This is a genomic window from Hoeflea sp., assembly GCF_984452065.1.
The window spans coordinates 1-4,554 of sequence record NZ_CFHWAF010000218.1; the positions used below are offsets into that span (position 1 = coordinate 1).

Below are 4,554 nucleotides of genomic sequence, written 5' to 3' on the forward strand. Positions count from 1 at the left end.
GCCAACCTATCGCACCGGACGGGCCGCGCTGGCCATCGTCACCGCCGTCCTGGCCCTGTCGCTGGGCGATGCGGTCATCAAGGCGACGGGCCTGTCTCTCCCGCTCTGGCAGATGTTCGTGCTGCGCTCGGCCCTGGCTCTCCCGGTCCTCTTGTGGCTTGCGCGGCGACGAGGCCCGATCGCGTTCGGCTCGCTTCTCTGGGCCATGGTGCGGAGCGTATTGCTGGTGCTCATGTGGCTCAGCTACTACATGGCCCTGCCGCTCATGCCGCTCTCGCTGGCCGCGGCGACCTGTTACACCGCCCCGATCCTGATCACCGTCATCGCCGCGCTTGTCGCCCGCCGCTCGCCAGCACCGCGCGTGCTGCTTGCGATCGCGCTCGGGTTCGGCGGCGTCATCCTCGTGCTCCGGCCGGACACGTCCGGTTTCCAGATCGCTACCTTGCTGCCGCTGCTTGCGGCCTTCCTCTACGCCAGCGCGATGGTGCTGACCTGGGCCAGATGCCGCGACGCCGATCCGTTCGCGCTGGCGCTGACGCTCAATGTGGCCTTCATCATAGGCGGGGTGATGCTGGGACTGTTCTCCGGCCGGGATGGCTCCTTCGTCTTCGGGCCATGGCAGCCCTTGGACGCGATGCTCATTGGCATCACCGCCGCTCTGGCCATGGCAACCCTGATCGGCAGCGTCGGCGCGGCCATCGCCTATCAGAACGGTCCGCCGACAATGGTGGCCGCGCTCGACTACAGCTATCTGGTCTTCAGCCTGATCTGGGCGGTCCTGTTCTTCGGCGAGCGGCCAGACGTGCTGACCCTTGCCGGCATTGTCGTCATCGCCGGCGCCGGCATCCTCGCCCTGCCGCAGAGTGAGAAAGCGCCGAAGCCTTAGCCTGTCCCGGACCTGACCCTGCTGTTCACAACCCATTGGTTGGAACCGTCAGTCGCCCTCGACGGCCGCCGGTATACGGATTATCTATAATTTCATGTCGATCGCGAAAGACGAACCCCTTGCTGTCAAGATCAGCCGCGAACTGGCCGCCCGCATCATCTCCGGCCGGATCGAGGCCGGTGCGCGGCTGCGTCAGGACCATATCGCCGAGGAGTTCGGCGCCAGCCATGTGCCGGTGCGCGAGGCGTTTCGCCGCCTGGAAACCCAGGGGCTGGTCGAGAGCGAACCAAGGCGGGGCGTGCGCGTCGCCGGTTTCACGCCGGACGAGGTGCGCGAGGTCGCCGAAATGCGTGCGGCGCTCGAAGCGCTTGCCCTGCGCAACGCCGCGCCGCACCTGACCCGGGCCATTCTCGACGCGGCCGAACAGGCCAACATCGCCAGCGACCGCGCCCAGGATGTCCATGCCTGGGAAGAGGCCAATCGCCGTTTCCACCGCCTGATCCTGGCGCCCTGCGGCATGCCGAGGCTGCTGCGCGCCATCGACGATCTGCACACGGCCAGCGCCCGGTTCCTGTTCTCCGGCTGGCGCGCCGAATGGGAAAGGCCGACCGACCGCGATCACCGGGCGATCCTTGCCGCGCTGCGCGCAGGCGACGCGGAGGATGCGGCGACCTTGCTTGCGTGGCATGTCCGGTCGATCGACCACGCGCCGAAGCGGCGCGCGCAGGCGCGCTGATCGACGCGGCCCCGTCCGCGCCGGCAAGGTGCGGTGCCCCCTTCCAGACCAGTCCAAATCGGTCCCTTGATCGTGCGCTCTTGCAACGGGCCTGAAAGTGTGGATTCCTTTAGCGATAGAAATGCAAAATTATCTATAATTTGAAAAGGAACCCACCCATGACCGCCCCTGCCGCCACGCTGAAACCCGGCTTCAGTCCGATCGATCTGCAAAACCGCTCCGTTAGCTGGAAAGTCGGCGCGATCGTCCTTGGCAGCCTCTTTCTGACGCTCTCCTCGTTCATCGAAGTGCCGATGGTGCCCGTCCCGGTGACGATGCAGACATTCGCCGTCGCGCTGGTGGGGGCGCTCTATGGCTGGCGGCTGGGCGGCATCACCATCGTCACCTGGCTGATCCAGGGCGCGATTGGGTTACCGGTGCTGGCGGGCGGCGCGGCGGGCGCCCATCACTTTGTCGGGCCGACGGCCGGCTATCTCTTCGCCTTTCCCGTTGCCGGCATGGCGATGGGCTGGCTGGCCGAGCGCGGCTGGAACGGACGCAGGCCCTTCCTCGCCTTTGCCGGCATGCTGATCAGCAACGCGCTGTGCCTCGTCCTCGGCGCGGCCTGGCTCGCCGTGCTCATCGGCGCCGAGCAGGCGGTCATGGCCGGCATCGTGCCTTTCCTGACCGGCGCTGTGCTGAAGGCCGCGCTCGGGGCGGTCACGCTCGCGCTGATGACGCGCCGCACCAAGCGTAGCAACGGATGACAATACGCCTGCGCCCGCATCATCTTCTGTGCGTGCTGACCTATGTTGGCCGGGGGTACAGCCCCGCCTTCACCGCCAACATGACGCGGATCGCACAGCGCCTTGGCGCGGGCGAGGACATCGAACTTGTGGCGGGGCCGGACGATATCTGCGCCCCGCTGCTGGGCAACCCCGACCCGCACTGCCACCGCCCCAGCGTTGTCGAGCGGGACCGGGCGGCGGCACGCGATCTGAGCGACCTGCTTGGCCTTGACGTCCGAACCGGCGCGCATCTGGTGCTGGACGATGAGGTCATCGGCCGCCTGCGCGCGGCGTTCGCCTCCCACCAGATCCGCTCGGCCTGCACCGGCTGCGAATGGGTCGATCTTTGCGGCTCCATCGCAGCACAGGGGTTTGACGGCGCCGTCCTGCAAAGCAGCCGCTTGCGATCCAACGCATAGCAGGCGTCTAGGTTGCCTAATCGCCACCAGACAGAATATCGAGCCCGGACAGGATCTCCGACGCCGGCACACTGATCGCGCCTGACGCCGTCCGGTCGGGTTTGGCGGCGAGCCACTCGCCGACGAGGGCATAGCCAAGCCTGTAGCCGGCCCAGCGCGGGTGACGGCCGGCCCCGAAGAACCAGGCGTTGTGATCGTAGCGCGGCGCGTCCAGTTCGCCTTGCGACGCCCTGATAACCGTGCCGAGTTCCGTCCCTTCGAGCGCCTGTTCCCAGGGTTCGGGTGGCGAGGCAAACAGTTGGGCGACGAACTGCCCGGCCAGCCCTTCGCTGACCAGCGCTTCACCGAGCGTCGCACCATAGCCCACCGTCTCCCAGCGCAACGCATGGTTCAGTTCGTGAGCGATCATCCGCGCAAGCGATTCACCAAGATTGTCCGCGAGCCGTGGATTGTCCGGATCGAGCGTGAGGAAGATCGCACCGGGGTAGAAGGAATGCCCGACATGACCGGTCTCCCGGATGCCGCGCCCGGGCACGGCCGAGACGACCAGATCGAGCGACGGCAGGGTAACGACCGGTGCGGCGCGTCGGCGCACATCGGCCACCGCGGCTTCCACCGCCACGATATAGGGAGTGACTGCGCCGCGCGCGTTCAGCCAGTGAAGGGTCCAAGGGGCATTGTTGGGTTGTTCCGACATGACATCACTATGGCGCACGCCCGTTCGGGGCGCCAGCCGAACGACTGCGGCTTGGCCGATCAGCAACGCGTGCTTCGGAAAAGCCAAAAAACGCGGATCGCTCAGCCGAACCGTTCGTTTGGGCCGTTGGATCGGAAATTCTCGATTCCCTCGCCGATCAGCTTGTTCAAGTCGCCGGCAGAACGAATTTCGATGCATCTCGCCGTGGCTTGCCCAAGTGCCATGGCGTCACGATCCTTGGCGCCGAACACGCTGTCGTACCGAAGCGTCCACCAAAGACGTTCACGCCGCAGCCCGTCACGGCGCAGCACGCGATAGAAACGCAACCATCGAGGCGGCAGCAGCCAAATGATGGCATGCGCCCGACGCGCCCTGTCGGCATAGGTCCGGCTGTTGCCGCCCTCGATGATCCACCTGTCCCGGGCAGCCAAATCGCGCACCAGATTGTCGATGTCATCGGCCGGCCGCATGCCCCCGTCCGGGTCCCATACCGCATCGTCGACCGAATGGACCGGCAGATCCAGGCTTTCGCCAAGCCGCCGCGCCAGCCACGTCTTGCCTGAACCCGGTCCACCGATGATCATGATGCGAGAGAAGGTCATGCCGAACGATAGCACCCGCAATGGGACGCGAGTGAGGACATCGCTGGAGCGCGGGACCGCACGACAACCATAGTGCTTGAACCGACGCGCAAGCCTGCACAGCCGGCTCCAACGCCTCAGACAAATGTCTCAGCAGCAAGCACCGCACCCGGACGGCATATTCTCCGTTCCCGCTGCCTCACCGACATTCGCGCCGCGGCCGAGAAATGTCCGCTCCGAGAGATAGAACGCCGCAAAGGCGTCGTCGAAATCCTCTGAAACCGACCGGTCCGCTAACCCAGTCTCCATCAACGCGTCTTGCCATGCCTTGATCTTCGGATAGCCAGCCAGAAAATCATAGCCGGAATGCCGTTCAATGATCTCGGCGCGGTGCAGCAACGGCAGCCAGGCGATATCGACATTACCAAGCCGATCGCCATTGAAATATGGCCCGCCATCAAGCTGCTT

At 65.8% G+C, this 4,554-nt stretch carries 7 protein-coding genes; 4 read left to right on the forward strand and 3 right to left on the reverse strand.

Going from position 1 to position 4,554, the window contains the following annotated elements; all coding sequences use genetic code 11:
• From AC5E6N_RS23410 to AC5E6N_RS23425, 4 genes are all read left to right on the forward strand, one after another.
• Positions 1 to 886 (forward strand): DMT family transporter (locus AC5E6N_RS23410; RefSeq protein ID WP_491750062.1); only part of this gene is annotated, 886 nt, incomplete at its 5' end.
• Positions 887 to 980: 94 nt separating this feature from the next.
• Positions 981 to 1,622, forward strand: a complete 642-nt coding sequence (locus tag AC5E6N_RS23415; RefSeq protein ID WP_491750063.1) for a GntR family transcriptional regulator — start codon at positions 981 to 983, stop codon at positions 1,620 to 1,622.
• A 158-nt stretch (positions 1,623 to 1,780) separates the two neighbouring features.
• Positions 1,781 to 2,368 (forward strand): biotin transporter BioY, encoded by a 588-nt coding sequence (locus AC5E6N_RS23420; protein ID WP_491750064.1) that lies wholly within the window; start codon positions 1,781 to 1,783, stop codon positions 2,366 to 2,368.
• Positions 2,365 to 2,808, forward strand: a complete 444-nt coding sequence (locus AC5E6N_RS23425; RefSeq protein WP_491750065.1) for a DUF1284 domain-containing protein — start codon at positions 2,365 to 2,367, stop codon at positions 2,806 to 2,808. Before AC5E6N_RS23420 ends, AC5E6N_RS23425 begins: the two co-directional genes overlap by 4 nt.
• Positions 2,809 to 2,824: 16 nt before the next feature.
• On the opposite strand, the gene AC5E6N_RS23430 is transcribed toward AC5E6N_RS23425, so the two are convergent.
• The 3 genes from AC5E6N_RS23430 to AC5E6N_RS23440 all read right to left on the reverse strand — a co-directional run.
• Entirely contained in the window at positions 2,825 to 3,505 is a 681-nt protein-coding gene (locus tag AC5E6N_RS23430; protein ID WP_491750066.1) for a DUF2268 domain-containing putative Zn-dependent protease, read from the reverse strand.
• A 101-nt stretch (positions 3,506 to 3,606) separates the two neighbouring features.
• Positions 3,607 to 4,107 (reverse strand): P-loop NTPase family protein, encoded by a 501-nt coding sequence (locus AC5E6N_RS23435; RefSeq protein WP_491750067.1) that lies wholly within the window; start codon positions 4,105 to 4,107, stop codon positions 3,607 to 3,609.
• 129 nt (positions 4,108 to 4,236) lie between these two features.
• Positions 4,237 to 4,554 (reverse strand): glutathione S-transferase family protein (locus AC5E6N_RS23440; RefSeq protein WP_491750068.1); only part of this gene is annotated, 318 nt, incomplete at its 5' end.

What these genes read in the sequence shown, in the direction of transcription:
- AC5E6N_RS23430 (WP_491750066.1), bottom strand. Translation starts at nt 3,505, where the DNA reads ATGTCGGAACAACCCAACAATGCCCCTTGGACCCTTCACTGGCTGAAC.
- AC5E6N_RS23420 (WP_491750064.1), top strand. Translation starts at nt 1,781, where the DNA reads ATGACCGCCCCTGCCGCCACGCTGAAACCCGGCTTCAGTCCGATCGAT.
- AC5E6N_RS23435 (WP_491750067.1), bottom strand. Translation starts at nt 4,107, where the DNA reads ATGACCTTCTCTCGCATCATGATCATCGGTGGACCGGGTTCAGGCAAG.
- AC5E6N_RS23415 (WP_491750063.1), top strand. Translation starts at nt 981, where the DNA reads ATGTCGATCGCGAAAGACGAACCCCTTGCTGTCAAGATCAGCCGCGAA.
- AC5E6N_RS23425 (WP_491750065.1), top strand. Translation starts at nt 2,365, where the DNA reads ATGACAATACGCCTGCGCCCGCATCATCTTCTGTGCGTGCTGACCTAT.